This window comes from Mycobacterium sp. NGS40 (genome assembly GCF_059812735.1).
This window is the reverse complement of the sequence record NZ_JCALDG010000025.1, coordinates 1-18953: the sequence shown is the minus strand read 5'-3', so window position 1 is coordinate 18953 and position 18953 is coordinate 1. Positions and strand designations below refer to the sequence as shown.

Genomic DNA, 18953 nt, shown 5'->3' with positions numbered 1-18953 from the left:
TTGAGGGGTGTGTAGGACTGTTCCCCACGTGGTTCTCAGCGCGGTTTGACGTCGTAGGTGACAGTGTTATCTGTAACGGTGTCACCCACGTTGGGGTGGTACGTCTCTGTGTTGTCGGCTGGAGGGCTTGGCCAGCCCGGTGAGTCGGGTCAGTGCGGTGAATCCGTCGTCGGTTCCGGGCCAGTGTGCGCGAACGGTGTCGAGGCCGGCGCGGCGGACGACGCTGCGCAGGACGGCGGCGACGATGATGGCGTCGTCGGCGTATCCGAGCACCGGGATGAAGTCGGGGATCAGGTCGATCGGGATCGCGAGGTAGGCCAGCAGCAACCCGAGGCGGACGCGGATCCCGCGCGGCAGGGTGCTGTCGCCGGCGAGGCGACGCACCAGCCGCAGCACGTCGGGCAGGATGCGCACCGCCTCGCGCAGTAGCCCTCCCCGCGGCCGGAGAATTGCCAGTGCGACCAGCAATGCCAGCCAGGCGAATAGGAGTGCGCCGCCAACGCCGATGAGGAGATCCCACCCGAATGAGCCCGTCACGATTCGTGCGCCACGTGCAGCCGCTGCGAGGTGCGCGCATCGGTTTGCGCGGATGTTTCGGCCTGCAGGGCAGCGTCCTCAAACGCTGCCAGCTCAGCAGCCGCGGCGTCGACGGCTGCGCGGGCAGCGTGCCCACCGGGGGCCGTGAAGTAGTCACGGGCGGCGATCTTGGCCAGCCAGCTGCGGAACCGGTCCAGGTCGGCTTCGGACTCCTCGACCTCGGCGTAGGTGAGCCGTCCGCGAGCGCGTTCATCGGCCAGCTCCTGGCGCAGCGCCGGGAGCCGCTCCAGGACTTCGGCGTACTCGCCGTCGCGGGCGGCGTTAAGCTCGTCGATCACGGCCTGTTCGTCGGCGGGATCGACGAAGCTCATCGGTAGGACGCGGGCGGTGCCGCCGTGGTGATGGATCCGATCGGCCAGCCGCCGCACTTCGCGGACCACATGTGCGTGGGCGGGCAGCAGACACACCGATTGCTGCAGATATAAGGCACCGAGCGAGCGCAGTTTGCGCCACACCTGCACCCGCAGCGTGCCCGCCGCGCCAGCAGTCGACACGCTGATCACCAGCCAATCGAGTTCGTCGCCCCTAGCCACAATGAGATGTTACACCCGTAACATCATGCTGATACAGCAGCTACGCGGGCTGAGGTATCTGGTGGCCAGCAGCTGCACCCAACCTCGCTGCGGCAGCCGTGAGATTGATCCCGTTGACGCGGTCAGCGTGTATGCCCCAAGCTGTCGACGTGGCCCAGATCAGCGAAACGCTGTTGATCGACCAGGTCGTGGCGCGGCTCACCGCCAGCTACGCCGACCTGCCGCCGGACCATGTGGCCGGCGCCGTGCGCAGCGCGCACGCCCGGTTCGAGCAGAGCCCGATACGGGAGTTCGTGCCGCTGCTCGTCGAGCGGCATGCCCGCGCCGAGTTGTCCCGCAGCGCCGGTCTGCTTACCTGGTCGTCCTAGGCGTCAGCGCAGGCCCGCCCCGCTTTGCACCGCTCAGCGGCACCAGATCGAGATCGCGACCACCCAAACCGATCAGCTCCGTGGTTGGGTAGCGGTCAGAGGTGTGCCGGCCCGGGCCCTGCCGCAGCGGGGAATCGCTCCTCGATCGCATCAAGCAGGCGTTGCAGCGCGTACTGTTCCTGCTCGCGATGCCGGATCTCCCGTCTGATGCGGTGGACCTGGTTCATCTCGCCGCGCAGTTGATACTTGGCCAGCGCGGCCTCGTGGGCCGCCATCCGGTCAATGAGCAGCTCACGCTGGCGCGAAAGCTCACCCCGGTAGTAGTCGGCCTGGCGAACATCCGCGGCTCGCGCGGCTGCGATGTCGTGGTCTGAGACGGTGGACGTGCTCATCTGGCACACCGTAACCGAGCACCAGACCATGCGCGCGGGCAACAACGAGCCAAAAAGCTCCACCGCCACCCGTTGCACCGCGGGCCAGGAACTGCGGCGTTCAGCTCGTCGACGCGTTCACCAACGCCAACCGCGCCGGCATGACATCGCCCCACAGACGCAGCGCCACCGCGCGATGCTCCCGATTCCCACCCCGGATTCTCGGACCGCACAGGCGATCTCGTCGAACGCGTCCCGCTCAGAACACCCACGCCATCCGATCAAAACGCCGATCGCTACATCGATCACTCGGCGTGACGACGGGTCCGCACCCCGGCCCAACTGGCTCACCTCGTCCACCCTTTCCGCGCCGGAATCATCTCGATCAACCCTGTGTACCCCCGGGCTATGAACAACAGCCACCTCGCAGAAGAACAAACTCGCGACGCCGAACCCGGCGATCGCGGTGCTCAGTCATCTCTTCCTCCGACGCCCCCGGGAGGTCCAGGCAGGTACGACGCCGACCACTTATGCCAACCGTTGGCCTGGTCGACGCCATCACCGATTCTGATCCGACAGACGAACTCGCCTGCTTCGTGGGCGATCACATTGATCTGCTCCCGGAGGTAATTTAGAACCTCGCTTGCTGTCCGATCCGAAGGGACGAACAGGTGGACCGTTTTCCACATTTCCTCCACCAGGCTCCCTTCGCCCCCTCCACCGCACCGATCGCCGCGGTCGGCCCAGCGCAACGCCCGTCGTCACAGTGCACACCATGCACGCTGACTGCACCCGCAACCGTGAAAAGGCGACCTGATCATCGGTGACATAGACGACGGCCGGGCCAGCGTCCAATGCCCACGTTGCGGCGCCCCAAGTCGCCGACCCTGTGAAACGGTGCGCCCGGGCGCCAGTCTCGTCGGCTACCACCGCGAGCGCGGCTACCGCCACGATGAGCTCCTCGACCTGGGCTACATCAAGTACACGCTCGTCAACGAATCCACCCAGCACCCACTTTTCCTGTGGCGCCGCCGGACACAACGCCCGATCATCCGCGACGGCTACCGCCAGTCCGACTAAGGCCGGGCACTACGGCTCAACTAGTTCGAGAAGTCGTCGGCAACATGTGTCGCACGTGTCGCTGAAAGAGCAGACGTTCTACACATGTAATCTACGTTGCTACCAGCAAGAACACGCCAATTGTTCATCTCATTACAGATAAGCGGTCGCGGTGAGGCGGTCAACAATCGCGGCTAGCACGGTTTTCGATGTCCCCTCGCGCGACACCATCTAATCATGCCGAATCAACCAGCGGCGTTGGTGAATGCTACAGCCAGATCGGCGTGCCACGGCACCGACACCTCGTCGCTATCCGGAGCCTGGACCGTTTGTCTTCCCGAACCAGGAGTCTGCGACCGCAACGCAAGGCCATACGCAAGTCGGTGAAGGCGATTACTCAGCCTGCCGGGCGCGCTGGACCCTGAAGAGCTTTACTTTGCCGCTCACGCCTTTGAGCCGGCGTGCGCCCATCGACGACCAGGTGAAGTCCGCAGCGTTGCCGACGGCCTCGCGCGTGGAGTCGGCGACCGCCACCGTCCCCGGCCGCGCCGCTGCCGTTACTCGACTGGCCACGTTGACAGGACTGCCGAACCAGTCGCCCCCGCGTGTGATCGCCAGTCCGGAAGCCACGCCGATCCGCAAGCGCGGCAAGCCATTTGCTGCCGCGTCGTCAGCCAAGTCGAGGATTGCCCGCAGCAATGGCGCCGGATCGAAGCACATGAGCATCACGGCGTCACCCACCGACTTCACCAGCCGCACCGGGGTGACCGCTACGTGCTGGGCCGATTCGGCGAGCCGACTGGCAACGCGTTCAAGCTCCAGAGGTGGCAGCACCTCCCCCAATTTGGTGAAGCCGGCAACATCAGCGAACGCCACCGTTACCTGGTGGGCCCCGGGTAATCTTCCGGCAGCCCGCTCAGCGGCGCTCACGGCCTCAACCTGGAACGAAGTGCGAAGTTGCATAAACAATAGGTCTTCGATCAGCGGTCCGAGGTGAGGCGCGGATCGACGCGCCAGCTGCTCGACCGCCTGCGCCAGCTCGATTTCACTTGTCCCCGGCCGCAGGAGGGTGTTGAGGGCCGCATCGCGCATCGTCGCGGCGGCACCCCAGTCCCGCGATCAGCATGCGCATCACGGCAACCGTTTCGTCCGGCTCGACGCCCATGTCGAGGAAGAATTTCGCGTGCGCGATCGCTTTTCCGTCGGCGCGCAGCAGTACGGCTGCGTCGGGGTCGTCGATCCTCGGCCTTCCGACCGCGCCGTAGAGGCGCTGCAGGAGGTCCAATTCGATCCCTGTGGATTCGCTGATCTCACGCGCGGACACATAGGTCCCGTCGTCGCCGAAGATCGTGTTCGCGGGCAGCAGTAGAGGCGTAGCGAGCGATCTACGTATCTCGTCGAGGGGGTAGCCTTTTCCGATCAGCCATGTGACGAGGTCGGCACGCTCTTCGCGGGCTTGGCCCTCAAGGCCGTCGAGCATACCAAACTCCTCGATGTCGTGGTTAGCTGCCATACCGCAAACGTACTGCTCGATGCATCGCCTACCGCATCGATTCGCAGCGCCACAAGTCGACGGGTGCGTTCGGACAACTTCGCGAAACTTCGCGCTCGGTCCATGCGGAACCGGGCTTCCGAATCAGTGAGGTATTTGCACGCCAAATATCGCCACGGCCCCACGAGCAACTTGGGCATAGCCCGATATCCAACGGTGACTCGCAAGAATTCCCGGGCGTCGGCCACGACCGGCCACCCCGTCTGGCGCTTGGGATGATCTCCACACTTTTCGGGCGTCGCGATCACATCGCCTCCACGGCCGACCCGGGTTGCCGCTACACGGGATCCTGAACCGTGACTCGGTCCCGTTGCTTGTCGACATCGCTAACAGGTGCAGAGGTTGACCGCGGGCCCGCCATGCCAAGATCCCGCCGAGCGGGATACCCATTGACCTGCTATAGAGTTGGCTTACGTCCCTCGTCCGCCGGTGACTGACCATAGCCGATCGCGCGAATGACCACAGAACCGACAACGCCGGGCTATCCGTGACGCCGCCCCACACTCCCTTGAGTTGACCACGAGACTACGCGAGGCAATGACTTGCGAGTCACGTCAGCGAATTCTCGTGCAATTCAGTATGATTTATATCAGAGGGCTGCAGGCTGGAGCTGAAGCTCCGCCCCACGTCACGCCAAGCAGGGCATAGGAGCGGGAGTGGACAGCGATATCGACCAGGCGGCAAACACATCTGAGATACCGCATGCAGCGCGCCGCTATACAAGAGTACCCAAGGCGTCAGATATTCTGGCCGACCGGCTCCGCGCAAAAATCCTCGGCCGCGCGATGCGGCCCGGCGACCAACTGGCTTCGGAAGCGGAGTTGATCTCCGGAGAGGGCTTTAGCAGAGGCACCGTGCGAGAGGCGCTGCGCCTGCTCGAATCCGATGGTTTGATCGAAATCCGCCGAGGCCCACGCGGTGGCATTCGGGTAACTCGTCCCGACCTGCGGCAGATCAGCAGATCCGTTGCGCTCCTACTGACCCTCGCTGAAACCTCAACCAGAAAGTTCTACGAGTTCCGCAAACTCCTCGAACCCGCTATTGCCGCTATGGCAGCCCGGTCGGCCACCGACGAGCAGCGCGGCTGGCTACTCGCGATCGCTGACGCCACATCTCGAAACGGCTCATGGGAACCATCGGTGGAGTTCCACGAGGCTCTCGCGGTTTGCAGCAACAACGAGGTCTTGCGGCTCGTCATATCGATGTTCGAGCAAGAGTTGTCGTGGCACGTCCCAGGTGAGTCGCTCACCGAGCTAGACATGGAGGATACCCGCCGGGCGCACCAGAGCATCGCGCGTGCGGTGGCTGCCGGCGACGCCGACCGCGCGTCGAGCGCAATGCAACGTCACCTGAACCAGTTCGAGCGAATGCTCGACACAAACGGCCGCCTCGACGAGCCGCTGCTCCCCCGAGAGCGTTGGCTCCAGTGACGCCGACCCCCTCGCTCGTCACCGTTTTCACAACGCGCTTACGGGGCATCAGGCAGCGAAGCCATCCACCGATGCATGCCCAACACGCAGCCCGCGTCGCGTCCCTGGCTTGGCAGGGTTGATGCAGACAACAATGATCTTTATTGACTGGGCTCGTCATCGAGGAGATGGACGGCTTGGGCGGTGTAGGTTAGACAGCCCGGCGCGGTGGCGCATCATGTCGCGAATTGTGATGGCTGACTTGCCGTTCGCGCCGAACTCGGGCCAGTATTCGGCGACCGGCACGTCGTAGGAAGCAATCCCCGGTCGACAAGCCGACGGATGACCGTGGAAGCCAATCCCTCTGTCGCTGAAAACGCCATCGCGCCGGTGTTGGCCGCCGACGGTACGCTGCCATGACGATCGGCCCCACCCGATCCACACATCAACAACCGGTCTGCCATCGAGGTATACCGGCAGCGCGCCCGAGACTGTCAAGTTAACGGTGTAACTCGTTGTTGTAGTGTTACTTTCGTTCTGGGGTTAAACGTCCGGGGAAGGCGATCTCGAACGCGTTGAGGGGTGCCTTCCAGCGGTTGATCCAGCGTTGTCGGCCTTTGCCGGTCGGGTCGAGGCTCATGATCGCCAGGTAGACGCACTTCAGGGCGGGCCTGCTCGGTCGGGAAGTGCCCTCGGGCGTTGACGGCCCTGCGGATGCGCGAGTTCAGGCTTTCGATGCTGTTGGTCGTGCAGATCACGCCGCGGATTTCCTTGTCGAAGGCCAGGAATGGCACGAACTCGGCCCACGCGTTGTCCCACAGCTTGACGATCGCCGGGTAGCGCTGGCCCCAGGTCTCGCTGAACGCGACGAATGCATCCAACGCCGCCGACTCGCTTGCCGCGGTGTAGACCAATTTGAGATCCTTGGCGATCGCCGCCCAGTCCTTCTTGGGGGTCGGGGAGCAGATTCTCGAAATCCGGCGCTAAGGATTTACGGCAGATAGTAGCGTACTATCTGCCGTAACTCGTGAGTCGTCCTGCCGCGATGGTCGTTCCGGAGATGGGCGACTCCGGAAACTATCTGCCGTAGTGCTGAAGGGCGGTCGGGGTGGGATCGGTGAGCTCGCTACCGGCGCGGGCCGCCGGGATCCGGCTGGCGGACGCGACGCGGACCTTTCTGGGCACGATCGCGGCGGTGAACACCCGCCGCGCCTACGCCTCGGCGTTGGATCGGATGGTGCGCGACTTCGGCGCGGACGGCGATGTCGGGTTGTTGAACCCGGATCGGGTGTCGGGGTGGTTCGACTACGTGTGGGGCGACAAGGCCCCCAAGACCTACAACCTCCGGCTGACCGCGGTGTCGGCGGCGTGCGCCTACTGACGCGATCAACAGTGGCTGACCGGCGATCCGGTGTCGCGCCTGCGGGCGCGGCCGAGTGCGCCGGACAACAGCAAGGCGATGACCGCCGCCGAGGTTGCGGAGCTGCTGGGCATGGACGCGGCCCTGCGCGAGCGGGTGTTCTGGTCGATGCTGTATGAGTCCGCCGCGCGGGCGGAGGAGATCCTGAATCTCGACATCGAGGACCTGGACACCGTGAACCGATGCGCCACGGTCACCCGCAAGGGCGGCGCCCGCGAGGTGATCTATTGGCAGACCGGCACCGCACGGCCGCTGCCCCGGCTGATCGCCGGACGGAAGTCCGGGCCGCTGTTCCTGACCGACCGCAAAGCCAAGCCGTCGGTCGCCAAGACCGACACCGACAACTCGACCGGCCGCGCCCGACTTTCCTACCGCCGCGCCGCGACGCTCCTCGAGGAGCACACCGAAGGGATGCGACGCGGACCGTTCACGCTGCACCAGCTGCGGCACTCGCGACTGACCCACGCCGCAGAGAAGGGCGCTTCCACGCCGATGCTGATGGCGTTGAGCGGACACACCTCGGTGCGCAGCCTGGTCAAATACGCGAAGGTCTCCGCCGAGGCGCTGGGGCGCTGGCAGGCCGAGACCGATCCCGCTGCGCGGCGGCGCTCCCGCTGAATCTCTCAGTAGCTGACGGTGACGAGTTCCGGCGCGTGTCTGCGTATCTTGTTCAGCACCTTGACTGTTCGGCCCGAGCGCATCTGCTCGAGGGGGGCCGAAAGAGACCAATCAAGTGCGGCACCGTCGATGGGTGTGGTCTTCCGCGTCCGGGAACTCATAGCCGCTGCCGGGCGTGCGTGGTCGTGGTGTTTGTCGGATCCGGCGGGGGCACGGCCGAGAGTAGGGCCGTGAGGTCGCGCGAGACCTCGCCGGGGTTGGAACAGCCGTGGGAGATGAGCGCGCGGGAGCGCGGCTTCGGTCAGGCCGTATCGGATATGGACGGCGTCGTGGTGTTGCAGGATCGCCAACGTGTGGATTCCACTGGCGATCAGGCCACCGAACTGGCCGTCCTGCGCCGCCGCCCGGTCGATGTGAAACCACTGGGGATCCCAGTGGGTGGCGAAGTCGACGAGTTCGGCCTCGGTCACCGTGTGTGAGCCCAAGTCGAAACGCTGGCCGATGCCCAGGTCCTCGGCGTATACAAGGCGTGTGTGCTCATGGTGCGATCCCACCTGCACGCCGACGGGTTTCACCGCGGCGCCATGCGGATCGCGCCGTCGAGGCGGATGGTTTCGCCGTTGAGCATCGGGTTGGTCACGATCGCCTCGACCAGCTGCGCGTACTCGGCGGGGTCGCCGAGCCGGTTCGGGTGCGGCACCTGCTGTCCCAGCGAAATCTGAGCCGCCTCGGGCAGCGTGCCCAGCAGCGGGGTCTTGAACAGGCCGGGCGCGATGGTGTTCACCCGGATCAGCAGCGACGCCAGGTCGCGGGCGATCGGCAGGGTGGCGCCGACGATCCCGCCCTTCGATGCCGAGTACGCGGCCTGTCCGATCTGCCCGTCGAAGGCCGCGACCGAGGCGGTGTTGACGATCACGCCGCGCTCGCCGTCGACGGGCTCGTTCTGCGACATCGCGTGCGCGGCGAGGCGGATGACGTTGAAGGTTCCGGTCAGGTTGACCTTGACGATCTTCTCGAATTCGGCCAGCGGGAACGGTCCGTTCTTACCGACGGTCTTGACGGCGTTGCCGATGCCGGCGCAGTTCACGGTGATTCGCAGTGAGGACTCCGCGTTGGCGCGCTCGACCGCCTCGGTGACCGCGGCCTCGTCGGTGACATCCGCCGGAGCGAATTCCACGGTGTCGCCGAGAGCAGCCAGCGCATCCGTGTTCGCGGTGGGCAGGTCGACGGCGATTACCCGGGCGCCCGACTTGGCGAGGGCGGTGACGGTGGCCAGTCCGAGGCCCGAGGCTCCGCCGGTGACGAGTGCGTTGGTTCCGGTGATATGCATGAATACTCCTGACGAAATAGGTTGAGAACATCGGGTTTTTGACAAAGTGAGGTGTGACTGACGCAGTGGTGTCACTGCGCGAAGGTCAACCTCATAAGGCGCGGCCGATGAGTTCCTTCATGATCTCGTTGGTGCCGCCGTAGATCTTCTGCACGCGGGAAGCGGCGTACATCTGCGCGATCGGGTACTCCATCATGTAGCCGTAGCCACCGAAGACCTGCAGGCAGCGGTCGACGATCTCGCACTGCTTGTCGCTGCCCCACAGCTTGGCCATCGACGCGGTCGCCGCGTCGAGGGTGCCGTCGAGGTGACGCTGGATGCAGTGGTCCATCAGGGTCTTGCCGGCCAGCACGTCGGTCTTGCACTCGGCGAGTACGAACTTCGTGTTCTGGAAGTTCAGGATCGGCTTGCCGAAGGCGTGACGTTCCTTGGCGTACCTGATGCTCTCCGCCACCGCGGCCTCGGCCACCGCGACACCGCCGACACCGAGGATCAGCCGCTCACGCTGCAGCTGACCCATCAGCTGGTAGAAGCCCTGCCCCTCGACGCCGCCGAGCAGATTCGCTGCCGGCACCCGCATGTCGGTGAACGACAACTCGCGGGTGTCCTGGCCGTGCTGGCCGATCTTGTCCAGCACCCGCCCACGCTCGAACCCCGGAAGATTCTCCGTCTCCGCGACGAGCAGCGAGATACCCTTGGAACCTTGGCTCGGGTCCGTTTTGGCGACGATGACGAGCAGGTCGCAGTGCGACGCGTTCGAGATGAACGTCTTCGAGCCGTTGATCACGTAGTGGCCGCCGTCGCGAACCGCGGTGGTCCGTACGGCCTGCAGGTCCGAGCCGGTGCCGGGTTCGGTCATCGCAATGGCGAGGACGCTCTCACCGCTCGCACATTTCGATAGCCAGCGCTTCTTCTGGTCCTCGGTGGCATAGGCGGCGATGTAGTGCGCGACGATCGTCGAGTGCACGGCGAAGCCGAACGCGGTGTCGTGGGCGTAGGCGATCTCCTGCTGCACGATCGCCTCGTGGCCGAAGTTGCCGCCCCCGCCGCCGTATTCTTCGGCGATGTCGAGGCACAGCAGTCCCGCGGCGCCGGCCTTGGTCCAGAACTCGCGGTCGACCTGGTGCTGCGCGGCCCAACGGTCCTGGTTCGGGGTGGCTTCCTTGCGGAAGAACTCGGCGGCGTGCTTACGCAGCAGCGCCTGATCGTCGGTCTCCCACGGGGAGCGGTAATCGGGGAACAGCTCGCTCATGATCGGTCCTACTTTCCGGTGAATTCGGGGGCGCGCTTGGCGAGGAACGCGGCCTGGCCCTCGCGGCTGTCGGCGGAATGGATGGCAACGTGAAAGTTGCGCTTCTCGTGCTCGAGTCCTTGCGCCAGAGAGGTTTCCAGGGCCTGGAGGGCGGCATCCTTGGCCAGCGCCACCGCGAGCGGTGAGTTGGCGGCGATCCGCTGCGCCATGGCGACCGCCGCTTCGAGGGCGGTGCCGTCCGGGACGGTCTCGGCGACGATGCCGGCCGCGCACGCCCGCTGTGCGGACAGGAAGTCGCCGGTGAGCAGTAGGGCCATCGCCTTGGACTTGCCGACGGCCTGAATCAGGCGCTGGGTTCCGCCGCCGCCCGGGATCACGCCGAGCTTCACCTCCGGGACACCGAACTTGGCGGATTCGCCGGCGATGACGATGTCGCAGGCAAGCGCCAACTCGCAGCCGCCGCCGAGTGCGAGGCCCTCGACCGCAGCGAGGACCGGCTTCGGGAATCGGCCCAGGTCGGCCCAGATGGTGCCGCCCAGCGCGGCTCGATCGCCGAGCAGCGACTGGTCGCGAATGGCGTCGAAATTGGTGATGTCGGCTCCGGCGCAGAAGATCCCGCCGGCGCCGGTGAGCACGATGGCACGGATCTCGTCGTCGTGCCGAGCCGCGACGAGCTCGGTGTTCAAGGCGGTGAGCACCGCCTCGTTCAGACTGTTGCGAGCCTTGGGCCGGTTGATCTCCAGGATCAGGAGGTGGCTGTCGCGGGCCGTGCGTAGCGGGGCGTTGTCGGGGTTCATCGGACGTCCTCGTAGACGTTGGTGTGCGCGGCGCGCATGGCCTTCTTGTCGAGCTTGCCGACGCTGGTGCGGGGCAGCTGGTCCAGATACAGGACGGTCTCGGGCAATTGCCATTTGGCGAATGCATCGGCGAGCAATTCGTGGATCTCCGACAGTGGAAGTTCCTGCCCGTCGGTCGTCACGACGAGTGCTACTGGACGCTCCTGCCACTTCGGGTGCGGGACGCCGATGACGGCCGCCTCGGCGATCTTCGGATGGGCAACGAGTGCGTTCTCCATGTCGATGGAGGAAATCCATTCGCCACCCGACTTGACCACGTCCTTGATCCGGTCGGTGATCTTCAAGTAACCATTCGGGTCGATGGTCCCGACATCGCCGCTACGCCAATACCCGTCGAGGAACTTGTCGGCGTCGTCGTCGAGCTTGTGATAGCGCTCGATGATCCACGGTCCGCGCAGCAGCACTTCACCCTGACTCGTGCCGTCGTGCGGGAGATCGTTGCCTTCCGCGTCGACGATCCGGATGTCGATGCCGTTGACCGGCAAACCCTGCTTACGCTTGAGATCCCACTTCTCCTCGTCCGAGATCACACCGCGCAGCGAGGGCTTCAGTCCCCGGTTCACCGCGACCAGAGGGGTGGTCTCGGTGGCGCCGTAGGCGTGGATGACGTCGGCTCCAGTGATGTCGTGGAAGTCGCGCATCAGCGACAGCGGCGGCTCGGTGGCACCGGACAGCAGCCGCGCGCGGGAGAAGTCCGGTGCGACCGCAAGCGTCTTGATGTAGTTCATCATGGGCTGGAAGATCGCCGGCGCACCGTTTGCGACGGTGACTTGCTCCGCGATCATCGCGTCCACGAGGACGGATGTGTCCTCGGCGATGTAGCGACCGGGCAGCACGATTTTTGCGGCACTGTAGGCGGCCGCCTGGGGTAGGCCCCAGCCCTGGCCGTGGAACATCGGCGTGATGAGCATGACGGCATCGTCGCTGCTCATCCCGAGTCCGGCGACCTCGGCGAGGGTGTGCAGGTAGATGCCGCGATGCGAGTAGTAGATGCCCTTGGGCCTGCCGGTGGTGCCGGTGGTGTAACACGCGCTGTAGGAGGAGGTTTCGTCGATGACCGGCCAGTCGATCTCCGGGCCGGCGTCCGCGAGCAGGTCCTCCCAGTGCACCGCGTGCGGGAGCGTGGTGGTGATGTCGGCCAGCGGCTTATCGGTCATCACCACCCACGTCTTCACGTTCGGCGTATGCGGTGCCAGCGCCTCGGCAACCGGAAGCAGCGACTCGTCGATGAGGACCACCGATGCATCACTGTGTCCGGTGACGTAAGCGAGATCCTCTGGCGCCAAACGCAGGTTCATCTGCAACATCACGGCAGCGAGGCCGGGAATCGCCCAGTACAGCTCGTAGTGCCGCTTGCTGTTCCAGTCGAGGATCCCGACCACATCGCCCGGCCCGACGCCGATCGAGCGAAGTGCATTGGCACTTCGTTGGATTCGCGCGTAGGCATCGGCGTAGGTGTACCGGTCCCAGCCGCCGTCCGCGGTGCGGTACACGATCTCCTGCTCGGGATAGGTGCGCGCGGCGTGCCGGATGATGGTGGTGGTGTTGAGTTGATAGTGGTCGCCGTGGGTGGAGGGCAGGCCCCTCACGATCTCGTGGCTCATGACGTCCTCAGATGCGTTCGATGATGGTGGCGTTCGCGGTGCCGGTGGCCTCGCAGACGGTCTGCAAGCCGAACCTCTTGCCGGAGCGTTCGAGTTCGCAGAGCAGGTCGGTGAGCATCCGGGCTCCGGTCGAGCCCAGCGGGTGGCCGAGGGCGACGGAGCCGCCGTTGACGTTCAGCTTGTCGTCCGGGACGCCGAATTCCCGTTGGAAGATCAGCGGCACACCGGCGAAGGCCTCGTTGACCTCGAACAGGTCGATCTCCTCGACGGCCAACCCGCTTCGGCCGAGCGCCTTGTGGGCGGCGTCGAGGATCGCGGTGAACTGGATGATCGGGTCGGCGGCGGCGACCGACAGCGCGCGGAACCGGGCGCGTGGGATGAGGCCGTTGCGCTCGGCGTACTCGCGGTCGGCGATCAGCAGCGCGGCCGCGCCGTCGCTGATCTGCGAGGAGTTGGCCGCCGTGGTCCGCCCGTCGGCGCCGAACACGGCTTTCAGGCTCGCCATCTTGGCGGGGTCGATGTGCTCGCGGATGCCCTCGTCCGAGTCGATGACCGGACCGGTCGGGTCGTCGGGGTCGGCGGTGATCGGCACCATCTGGTCGCGGAACTTCCCGGCCCGCGTCGCGGCGTGCGCCCGCTCGTGGCTGCGAGCGCTGAACGCGTCCAACGCCGCTCGGCTCAGGTCGAACCTCTCGTTCATCAGCTCCGACGACGGGCCCTGCGCCATCAGCCCACCGTCGTAGCGGTCGAGTTCGCGCGGGCTGTACTGCGGGCCGAGCGGCGCGCCGGGCAGGAACGCCGGAGGCATCGGCACCCGTGACATCGACTCGACGCCGCAGGCGATCACCAGGTCGTGGGAACCCGCCATCACCGCCTGGGCGGCGAAGCTGACCGCCTGCTGCCCTGAACCGCACTGGCGGTCGATCGTCACCGCGGGGACCGACTCGGGCAGCCCGGCGGCGAGCACCGCGTGGCGGCCGAGATTGCCCGACTGGACATCGTGCTGGATGACGCAGCCGGTGATGACGTCCTCGATCGCGGCGGGGTCGACGCCGGCGCGGGCCACAAGCTCCCGCAGCGTCTGCCCGAGCAGGTCCACCGGATGCCATGCGCTGAGGATCCCTCCGCGACGGCCGACCGGGGTCCGGACCGCGCCGACGATAACGGCCTCGCGAACACTCATGACAAAGCTCCTTGTGCTGAATTACGGGGTGCCGAATCGCGGATTCCGATCAGGGGAATGTCGAGGCGCTTCGCGACCTCCTCCCATTCGCGCGTCGGCTTGGAAAGAAACGTCTGCTCGAGCTCCTCCTGGGTGCCCTCGACACCGAGACCGGCGCGGGCGCGCTCCCAGAAGTGCGGCTCGAGCGCGGCCAGCGCGACGTGGCCGTCGGAGCTGGAGTAGATCCGGTAACCGGGATGCGCCCCGCCGAGCGGCGCGCCCGCTCCCATCAGACCGTGCCGAACTGCGGCGCCGGCGTCGGCGGCCGCCTGTTCGAGGACGACCCGCTCGCGGTGTCCCACGCCGGACTCCGCGGCCACGCGCAGGGCGAGCAGGGCCGCGGACACGGCGCGCTCGGCGCCGAGCAGGTCGGCCACCGGGACGGTCGGCATCGTCGGCGGCTGGAGAGTGCCGTGCAGGGCCTGGTACGTCAGGTCATGGCCGGGCTGCTCCGCCGCGATCCCGTCGTGCCCGACGATCTCGATATGCGACAGGTGCGGATTCGCCGCGGTCAACTCGTCCAGGCCGAGCTTGACCAGCGCCGAGGGGCGCATGGCGGTGAGCATCAGGTCGGCACGCGACAGCTCGCGCGCCGCCACCGCCCGATCAGCGGGGTCCTTGAGGTCGAGGGTCACGACCCGCTGGCCCACAGTGAGCTCGTCGTACCACGTCGGCGCCACGGCCCGCAGCGGGTCGCCGGCCGGCGGTTCGATCTTGGTGACGGTGGCGCCCAGCGCCCGTAGCCGCGCGGCGGCGAGCGGGCCCGGCAGATTGATCGCGAGCGACACCACCTGCACGCCCTGCAGCGAACTCGACTGCGACATCATCAACCCCTTTTTGACTATACTGATGTATAGCCATTAATGCGCATGTACTGTCTAATGTCAAGGGTGTATGCTTTTTTCCCTGATAGGAGGCAATTTCTGTGACCGACCCCCGCGCCAGTGACGAGGACCTCACCGCGAAGGCCCGCATTCGCAACGCCGCGCTCGACCTCTACGCCGAGCGCGGCGAGGATCGCGTCTCGATGCGCGCCGTCGCCGCCGCCGCCGGGGTCGCCGTGGGATTGGTGCAGCACCACTTCAAGACCAAGGACGGGCTACGCGTCGCCGTCGAGCAACTGGTCGTCGACTATTACGCTCTGGCGATCGCCTCTGTGCCGGACGAGGGCGCCCCAGCGCAGGTCGCCGCCGCTCGAGACGAGGCGGTGCGGCACATGCTCGCGACGCATCCGACGGTGGTGAACTACATCCGGCGCGCTGTGCTCGATCCGCAGGGAAAGAGCGAGTTACTCGAGCGGCTGACCGACCTGAGTCGCAGAGAGATCTCCAAACTCCGCTATTCGGGCAAGACCTCGACACGGCGATCCGAGTCCTCACAGGTCATCGGGCTGATGGTTCGTCAGCTGGGGCAGCTGCTCATGCAGCCGATGATCGATGACATGTGTGACTTCCTCGACCGGACGGGCGTGCCGCACAGCGACAAACTGACGCTCTCCGTGACCGTAATCTAGCGGTAGTTTGTTGGGTCAGGTCGGAGGTAGAGGTGCAGGCCGTGGCCTGTTTCGCGGCTCAGGAGAGACTTCCGCCGACATGCGTCGTCAGGTCCTGAGCGGTCATCCGCCACCCTTCGACTCGCGCTACTCGTCGTCGTCGGCGTCCGGGTCGCGCAGCGGTCGGTGAACTCCGCTGGGGTCGGGCAGGTGGAAGCTGTAGTGCCCGTCGATGCCGATGTGGGCGCGCACGAACGCCGACAATCGCTCGACATCGGTGTCGAGCACCGGGTATCCGCCGGCTCGCAGCGCGGCGAGGGCGCGGTTCTCGTAGACGGTGTTCCACACGACGACGCAATTGAGCACCAATCCCAGCGCCGAGAGCTGGTCTTCCATGCCCTCGTAGTAGGCGCGGGTCATCTCGCCCTTGCGGCCGTGATAGATCGTGCGCGCCAGGTCGTGACGACCCTCGACGAGAGATTGGACTGGGCCTTGCCCTCGCGCCGGTAAGGTTCGTCGTCGGCCAGGCGCAGGATGTGCAGGGTCTTGAAGATCCGCCCGAAATGGGCGATGGCCTGGCCCAACGCGGTCGGCTGCCCGTCGCGGGAGATCATCCTGGTGACCTCGTGCGCCGACACCTCACCGGAGTGGATCGACACCGCGATCCGGCACATGTCCTCCCAGTGCGCGGCGATCTTGGCGGTGTCGATCACCCCGCGCGCCGCCTTGTCCAGCGGCCCGTAGTCGGCTCGGGCGTCGATGCGCCACAACCGCTGATCGGGCAGGTTCGCCAGCTGCGGCCGGTACTGGCGGCCGATCAGATGCAGCAGTCCGAACACGATGTCGGAATACGACCCGGTGTCGGTGATGATGACCTCCGGAATCCGCCCGCCGTGCTGGGACACGATCACGTCGATGGTGTGCAGCGAATCGCGAGGTGTTCCGCGCAGCACCTTGCCTGCCAGCCCGGCGGACTGGTCGTTGAGCATGTTCAACCAGGTGATGCCCAGTTTCCGGCCGAAGTACTTCGGGTTCGGGCGGGCGTTATGGGTGCGCACGGGCACCACGAACCGCATCCCGTCCACCGAGGCGACCAGCCCGCCGCCCCACGCTTGGGCCAGGGGGATGTCGGCCTGGGCGTCGACCAGCACGGCGTTGGCCGCCTCGATGGTCTCGGCCCGCACGTAGCACTGGTCGACGTGCAGCAGCCGATCCCTGGTCAGGGCGTCGACACCAGGCGTTGTCACCGGTTTGAACCCGACGTTCATCGCATAGGAACAGAGCACGGCCGCCACCGACAAGCCGAGGTCGGCGACGCGGGCCTCGTTGCCCGAGGTGTGGGTGAACGCCTCGGTGAAACCGGGATGCCAGCTCATCACCTCCGTGACCAGTTCCGGCAGGTCCACACGCGGGATCATCGCCTCCACCCGGCGGCGCAGGTCGACCAGCGACGCGGGCTCGGCCTTGGCGTCCAGCGCGGCGACGTGCAGTTTGCCGTCGGCGTCGATGCTGGCTGGGGTGTCCTCGCCCAGCCGTGCGGCCAACTCCCGATAAGCGGTCTCCAACGCCGTCGCGTGATCGGTCAGCAGCTGCGTCGGCGCGGCGGGCAGGCCCAGCGCGTTCATGCCGGCGTCACGCGCAGCCTCCCAGGCTTCGCCTGCCAGCAGGTGCGCCCGCGGGTCGCGCCACCGCGACGAACGCACCGCGAAGATGCTGCGGTGCTTGAGGTGTCGGTGGAACTGTTCCAACACGCAGATCGTGTAGGAGTTCCGGTCGACGGTGCCCTCCGGTCGGCCCGGCGTGTAGATCAAGCGCTTCCACGCGCCGACGATCAAGTCGTGGTCGACCTTGCGGGCGTCCAGCAGGTTTGCCGGGATCTTGCCCGACGACCTGGATGTCAGCAGCTCGGCGAGGGTCTTCATTGCCGCCAGGACGGCGGCGCCGTCACTGGTCGCGCCGAACTCGATCGTGTCCATCAGCATCGACAGGAACGGGCGGACCGTGGCGAACTTGCCGGCCAACTCGATCAACCGCTGCCCATCCAGCTCCGCGTCGTCGGCGGGCACCAGCTCGTCGACCGCCTGGACCGCGTGCCGCAACTCGGCCCGGGTGACGGTCTTCTCGATCATGTCCAACACCACGCCCAGCCCGACGTCCTGGTTGACCTCGACCATCTCCAGCAGCACCTTCACCGCTGCCGCGAGCTTGCCTGCGTTGCGTGACACCCTCGGATAGCGACGCAGCTTCTCCTCGCGAGACTCCCGCTCGGCCTTGGACAGAAGCTTCGTCGTCATCAACATGTCGAAGGTCTCCAACACGTCGTCGACCGCCCGCGCGCTCAACACAACGACCGTCGCGGCCAGCACCGCCAAGCGCTGCTCACGCGTGGGCAGCCGCCGCAGCGCGGCGGCCTTGCTCGCCAACCCGTAGGTCGCCAACCCCGTCAACCGACGCGGCGGGATCGCCCTCACGTCGATGCTGTCCACCCCGACCGCTTGCAGGTCGACAACCCTGCGCAGCGCCGCGAGCATCCCCTTCGACGACGCCTTGAACACGCCCTTGCGCAGCCGCTCCAGCTCGCTGACCTTCTGCCCGCCCTCCGCAGGAACCTCCAGCAGCCGCAACAAGGCAGACGCGGACTCCGAGGTCAGCTGCTCGCCGAGCTGGCGCCACAACCGGGCGTCCGCCGCGTTGCGGCCGTCGCCGATCAGCCGCTCCAACGTGGTGATCCCCGGCAGCAGCGCCTGACGCTTCCGCAGCCATGTCACTGCGTCGCCGAAGATCGCCTTCGGTCCGTCGCCGGTCATCCACGCCTGGTCGACGATCCACGACGTGAGCTCCGACTCCATCTCGCCGAACGGCTTGAGTCCGTACACCTGCTGGATTTCCCAGGCGTGTTCGAGCTTGGTCTTCTCCCGATCGGTGTACCGCTTCACCATCGACGGATCGGAGATCTCCAACTGCTCGGCCAGATACTCGATCAACGCGGGCGGGACATCCAGCGGATCAGCCAGGAACATTCCCAGGTGACGCACCGTCACCACCTGCACCGCGAACCCCAGACGGTTGTAGTCGCGCCGCCGCGCAGCGATCAGCCGCCGGTCCTCGTCATCCAAGTAGCAGTAACGCTCCAGCTCCTGCCGAGACAACGCACCGAACCGGCCATAGCCGCCCTCATCAGTCACGACGACATGAAATCACCTACAGCGCAAGGTCGCTCGGCGATTGCCCCTTAGCGCCGGATTTCGTCAATCTGCTCCCCGACCCCC

At 66.2% G+C, this 18953-nt stretch carries 19 protein-coding genes and 3 pseudogenes; 6 read left to right on the top strand and 16 right to left on the bottom strand.

What is annotated here, in order from left to right; all coding sequences use genetic code 11:
• Positions 1-81 precede the first annotated feature (81 nt).
• Positions 82-537, bottom strand: a complete 456-nt coding sequence (locus AC5Y5O_RS26825) for a YkvA family protein (protein ID WP_047040634.1) — start codon at positions 535-537, stop codon at positions 82-84.
• The gene (locus AC5Y5O_RS26820) at positions 534-1130 is read right to left on the bottom strand and encodes a Chromate resistance protein ChrB (RefSeq protein ID WP_052773270.1); all 597 of its coding nucleotides are present in this window, start codon (positions 1128-1130) and stop codon (positions 534-536) included. Before AC5Y5O_RS26820 ends, AC5Y5O_RS26825 begins: the two co-directional genes overlap by 4 nt.
• Before the next feature lie 131 nt (positions 1131-1261).
• On the opposite strand from AC5Y5O_RS26820, the gene AC5Y5O_RS26815 reads away from it, so the two are divergent.
• The gene (locus AC5Y5O_RS26815; protein ID WP_047040632.1) at positions 1262-1498 is read left to right on the top strand and encodes a three-helix bundle dimerization domain-containing protein; all 237 of its coding nucleotides are present in this window, start codon (positions 1262-1264) and stop codon (positions 1496-1498) included.
• 95 nt (positions 1499-1593) lie between these two features.
• Here AC5Y5O_RS26815 and AC5Y5O_RS26810 read toward each other — a convergent pair whose 3' ends face one another.
• Positions 1594-1890: a hypothetical protein gene (locus tag AC5Y5O_RS26810; RefSeq protein WP_131721944.1), complete on the bottom strand. Its 297-nt coding sequence runs from the start codon at positions 1888-1890 to the stop codon at positions 1594-1596.
• Between the two features lie 117 nt (positions 1891-2007).
• Positions 2008-2178, bottom strand: a complete 171-nt coding sequence (locus AC5Y5O_RS26805; protein ID WP_327083887.1) for an ANTAR domain-containing protein — start codon at positions 2176-2178, stop codon at positions 2008-2010.
• A gap of 504 nt (positions 2179-2682) precedes the next feature.
• On the opposite strand from AC5Y5O_RS26805, the gene AC5Y5O_RS26800 reads away from it, so the two are divergent.
• Positions 2683-2949 (top strand): zinc finger domain-containing protein, encoded by a 267-nt coding sequence (locus tag AC5Y5O_RS26800; RefSeq protein ID WP_420891870.1) that lies wholly within the window; start codon positions 2683-2685, stop codon positions 2947-2949.
• Positions 2950-3321: 372 nt separating this feature from the next.
• Here AC5Y5O_RS26800 and AC5Y5O_RS26795 read toward each other — a convergent pair.
• Positions 3322-4441, bottom strand: a pseudogene (locus AC5Y5O_RS26795) (adenylate/guanylate cyclase domain-containing protein).
• A gap of 695 nt (positions 4442-5136) precedes the next feature.
• Between AC5Y5O_RS26795 and AC5Y5O_RS26790 the strand changes: the two are divergent.
• Positions 5137-5910 carry a FadR/GntR family transcriptional regulator gene (locus tag AC5Y5O_RS26790; protein ID WP_075909486.1) on the top strand — a complete coding sequence of 258 codons (774 nt, stop codon included), beginning with the start codon at positions 5137-5139 and terminating at the stop codon, positions 5908-5910.
• Positions 5911-6096: 186 nt separating this feature from the next.
• On the opposite strand, the pseudogene AC5Y5O_RS26785 reads toward AC5Y5O_RS26790, so the two are convergent.
• Positions 6097-6375, bottom strand: a pseudogene (locus tag AC5Y5O_RS26785) (serine hydrolase domain-containing protein); the annotation flags it as partial.
• Between the two features lie 40 nt (positions 6376-6415).
• A pseudogene (locus AC5Y5O_RS26780) lies at positions 6416-6839 on the bottom strand (transposase); the annotation flags it as partial.
• Positions 6840-7006: 167 nt separating this feature from the next.
• Here AC5Y5O_RS26780 and AC5Y5O_RS26775 point away from each other — a divergent pair.
• Both AC5Y5O_RS26775 and AC5Y5O_RS26770 read left to right on the top strand, forming a co-directional pair.
• A complete protein-coding gene (locus tag AC5Y5O_RS26775) occupies positions 7007-7270 on the top strand; it encodes a site-specific integrase (RefSeq protein ID WP_225330463.1) in 264 nt (87 codons plus the stop codon).
• 30 nt (positions 7271-7300) lie between these two features.
• The gene (locus tag AC5Y5O_RS26770; protein ID WP_011331207.1) at positions 7301-7927 is read left to right on the top strand and encodes a tyrosine-type recombinase/integrase; all 627 of its coding nucleotides are present in this window, start codon (positions 7301-7303) and stop codon (positions 7925-7927) included.
• A 5-nt stretch (positions 7928-7932) separates the two neighbouring features.
• Here the strand turns inward: AC5Y5O_RS26770 and AC5Y5O_RS26765 are convergent, their stop codons facing one another.
• The 7 genes from AC5Y5O_RS26765 to AC5Y5O_RS26735 form a co-directional block, all read right to left on the bottom strand.
• Positions 7933-8502, bottom strand: coding sequence for a MaoC/PaaZ C-terminal domain-containing protein (locus tag AC5Y5O_RS26765; protein ID WP_019346206.1), 570 nt, complete (start codon positions 8500-8502; stop codon positions 7933-7935).
• Positions 8499-9257: a 3-hydroxyacyl-CoA dehydrogenase gene (locus AC5Y5O_RS26760; protein ID WP_011331213.1), complete on the bottom strand. Its 759-nt coding sequence runs from the start codon at positions 9255-9257 to the stop codon at positions 8499-8501. The genes AC5Y5O_RS26765 and AC5Y5O_RS26760 overlap by 4 nt, the downstream gene beginning before the upstream one ends.
• Positions 9258-9348: 91 nt before the next feature.
• On the bottom strand, positions 9349-10509 hold the full coding sequence (locus tag AC5Y5O_RS26755; protein ID WP_011331214.1) for an acyl-CoA dehydrogenase family protein: 1161 nt from the start codon (positions 10507-10509) through the stop codon (positions 9349-9351).
• Positions 10510-10517: 8 nt separating this feature from the next.
• Positions 10518-11306 (bottom strand): enoyl-CoA hydratase/isomerase family protein, encoded by a 789-nt coding sequence (locus AC5Y5O_RS26750; RefSeq protein WP_011331215.1) that lies wholly within the window; start codon positions 11304-11306, stop codon positions 10518-10520.
• Positions 11303-12970, bottom strand: coding sequence for a long-chain-fatty-acid--CoA ligase (locus tag AC5Y5O_RS26745; RefSeq protein ID WP_011331216.1), 1668 nt, complete (start codon positions 12968-12970; stop codon positions 11303-11305). Before AC5Y5O_RS26745 ends, AC5Y5O_RS26750 begins: the two co-directional genes overlap by 4 nt.
• Before the next feature lie 7 nt (positions 12971-12977).
• Positions 12978-14153, bottom strand: coding sequence for a thiolase family protein (locus AC5Y5O_RS26740; protein ID WP_011331217.1), 1176 nt, complete (start codon positions 14151-14153; stop codon positions 12978-12980).
• Positions 14150-15016, bottom strand: a complete 867-nt coding sequence (locus tag AC5Y5O_RS26735) for a CoA transferase (RefSeq protein ID WP_011331218.1) — start codon at positions 15014-15016, stop codon at positions 14150-14152. The genes AC5Y5O_RS26740 and AC5Y5O_RS26735 overlap by 4 nt, the downstream gene beginning before the upstream one ends.
• 101 nt (positions 15017-15117) lie before the next feature.
• Here AC5Y5O_RS26735 and AC5Y5O_RS26730 point away from each other — a divergent pair, with 101 nt between their 5' ends.
• Positions 15118-15705, top strand: coding sequence for a TetR/AcrR family transcriptional regulator (locus AC5Y5O_RS26730; protein ID WP_011331219.1), 588 nt, complete (start codon positions 15118-15120; stop codon positions 15703-15705).
• A 126-nt stretch (positions 15706-15831) separates the two neighbouring features.
• On the opposite strand, the gene AC5Y5O_RS26725 is transcribed toward AC5Y5O_RS26730, so the two are convergent.
• Together AC5Y5O_RS26725 and AC5Y5O_RS26720 are read right to left on the bottom strand one after the other, a co-directional pair.
• A complete protein-coding gene (locus AC5Y5O_RS26725) occupies positions 15832-16104 on the bottom strand; it encodes a Tn3 family transposase (protein WP_500028109.1) in 273 nt (90 codons plus the stop codon).
• Positions 16101-18869 (bottom strand): Tn3 family transposase, encoded by a 2769-nt coding sequence (locus AC5Y5O_RS26720; RefSeq protein ID WP_500028107.1) that lies wholly within the window; start codon positions 18867-18869, stop codon positions 16101-16103. The genes AC5Y5O_RS26725 and AC5Y5O_RS26720 overlap by 4 nt, the downstream gene beginning before the upstream one ends.
• Positions 18870-18953: the final 84 nt, after the last annotated feature.